This is a genomic window from Acinetobacter sp. UBA5934 (genome assembly GCF_002430855.1).
Lineage (GTDB): Bacteria > Pseudomonadota > Gammaproteobacteria > Pseudomonadales > Moraxellaceae > Acinetobacter.
Genome location: NZ_DJDC01000009.1, coordinates 1 through 340, shown reverse-complemented (window position 1 = coordinate 340; position 340 = coordinate 1). Strand labels below are relative to the sequence as shown.

Below are 340 nucleotides of genomic sequence, written 5' to 3'. Positions count from 1 at the left end.
GCATTTGAACATGGTGTGTTGGGGGAGTTTGTTGCGCCATTGCCGAAAAATATTATTCCTCTGGCTTTACAGGTTGCGGCGAGGAAACGTGAATATATTGAGCTGCGTCAGCAGGCACAAACTCTAGATCGTACCGTTGAACGTAGCTTTTTGCATGTATTGGATTGCTGTGATGCCATTTTTGCTTCTCTACAATGGTTAAGGACTCAGCCTTATACCTGTGATGCTTTTAATATTGCCGGGCAGAATATATCTATTCGAGCTTTACTCAGTGAAGTGGCAAAAGTCACCCAGGTAGAAATGAAAACGGTCGATGCGCCGTTTTATGCCTATGCTGAAC

The 340-nt window shown here is 44.1% G+C and carries 1 pseudogene; it reads left to right on the top strand.

The annotated features are described in order from the left end of the window. Positions 1 to 340: pseudogene (locus B2Y23_RS00350) on the top strand (UDP-glucose 4-epimerase); the annotation flags it as partial.